Raw genomic sequence first — 945 nt, forward strand, 5'->3', positions numbered from 1 at the left:
ATATATGTGGCGGAGGCAGTCGGACTTGGCCCGCCCTGACGGGCGTCAGGGCGGCTCCGCCACATAATCTCGCCCGACGCATAAAAACGGTTATGTGGCGCGCAACATAACCGTTCACCGGCGATCTTTATGTCTTCCGCGGCCGCAGCGGCAATCTGATCAAGATTATCTGGCATGATGGGCTCGGCATATCGCTGTATGCAAACTAACTTGCTTCATACTACCCTTTCCTTGAGATCGGAGCATTTTGAGGAGTTGAGTTGGCGGATGGCCTTTGCCCGATGGGCAAGCTGGTTCCATCGGCTGCGGTCCGGGCAGTTCATAGAGGCCGATATAGCCGTTGTAGGCATGTCTGTTCACGATGCCCCATCTTGCCCATCTGACTAGGGTGCAGTTCGGTGATTCCAAGTTTTGCGCAGGCTTCTGCTTTTCGCATGGGCATGCAAACCGGTCAGGGAAAGACCTGGACCGCGTCGCGTCCAATCGCTGGGCACGGTGCACAAGATCAGCGGCTATCGCTCTTCCGACAAGAATGGCGAGTGGCTCTCCATGTCGGATGCGGCCGCGAAGCTCGGCGTGTCGCACGTCAAAATCCGCCGGTTCATCAGGGATGGCTGCGCATTTCGCAAAAGCCGGACAGGGGTTCCGCTAATTCCCGGACAGCGATTTCGCTAATGTCGGGACAGTTTGGCGGCGACGGTCCTCGGGTGCCTTGTTGCGTTCATGGATGATTGATTTCGCCGTTTTCGGCGCCGGTCAAGAGGGGCGCTGCCTTTTGCTTTCGCATGCTGTCGCCCTGGAGCACGATGCGGTGGGCGTTGTGCACGATCCGATCGAGAATGGCGTCGGCGACGGTGGGGTCCGCGAATGCTTCATGATGCACCTTTCCTTGATCGCCTGGTCCATTGCAGTCGGCGTTGAAGTTGATCGATCTGGTCGCGGGAA

General features: G+C 57.9%; 2 pseudogenes. One reads left to right on the forward strand and one right to left on the reverse strand.

Features of this window, described 5'->3' with window-relative positions:
- Positions 1-122: 122 nt before the first annotated feature.
- Positions 123-209, forward strand: a pseudogene (gene tnpB / locus NKG99_RS35760) (IS66 family insertion sequence element accessory protein TnpB); the annotation flags it as partial.
- 512 nt (positions 210-721) lie between these two features.
- Here the strand turns inward: tnpB and NKG99_RS35765 are convergent.
- Positions 722-877, reverse strand: a pseudogene (locus NKG99_RS35765) (ATP-binding protein); the annotation flags it as partial.
- Positions 878-945 lie beyond the last annotated feature (68 nt).

Source organism: Mesorhizobium sp. M1409 (genome assembly GCF_040317535.1).
Taxonomy (GTDB): Bacteria; Pseudomonadota; Alphaproteobacteria; order Rhizobiales; family Rhizobiaceae; genus Mesorhizobium.